The following is a 707-nucleotide window of genomic DNA, read 5'->3' on the forward strand; positions in this document are numbered from 1 at the left end:
GTCGTACGGGATCGCGAGGACGGTCGGCACGCGATAGGAGAGCGCGTGCTCGATGGCGATCACCGTGGCCGCGCCGACGGCCGAGGCGAGGGCGATCTGGTCGACGTCCCAGGGCCGGGGCCCGGAGGTGGGCTCGTCGCCCACGACGAGCAGCAGCGGGATGTGCGCCTGCACCGCCTCCGCCAGTGCCGTCAGGGTGTTGGTGAAGCCGGCGCCGTAGGTCGTCGTCGCGGCCGCGAGCCGGCCGGAGGCGCGGTGGAATGCGTCGGCGGCGACGACGGCCCCCGCCTCGTGCCGCATCGCGGTGTAGGTGACGGCGCCGGTGCGCTCGAGCGCGTCGAGGAAGTAGGCGTTCCCGTTGCCCATGACGCCGAAGACGTGGTCGACGTGCTGGGCGAGGGTGAGGGCGACGTGGGCGGAGACGGAGGGCATGGCGCTGCCTTTCGAGACGTGACGGAGTGACGGGATCCGTATGTGTCTCGCGCGCCGCGCCTCCGCGGGCGGCTTCGTGCCCATTTTTCGAGCACTGGGCGGTCGTTGCGCCCAGACGACGTCAGTATATCGACGCCGAATCGTGACTCGATGCGGGTTTCCGCGCCGAGAAGCGACATGATGTCACGACTCGGCGTCGATATACTGACGTCGTCGGGGGGCAACGACCCCCCACTGCGCGGAAAATGGGGACGCACCCGCCCCCGGCCGCGCGG

The 707-nt window shown here is 71.0% G+C and carries 1 protein-coding gene; it reads right to left on the reverse strand.

Annotated elements, in window-relative coordinates; all coding sequences use genetic code 11:
- Nucleotides 1–432, reverse strand: a 432-nt coding sequence (locus ACR9ZG_RS18915) for a thiamine pyrophosphate-binding protein (protein ID WP_481286387.1), incomplete at its 3' end; no start/stop codon positions are given.
- Nucleotides 433–707 lie beyond the last annotated feature (275 nt).

The organism is Leifsonia sp. KNZ12-8B (assembly GCF_056755495.1).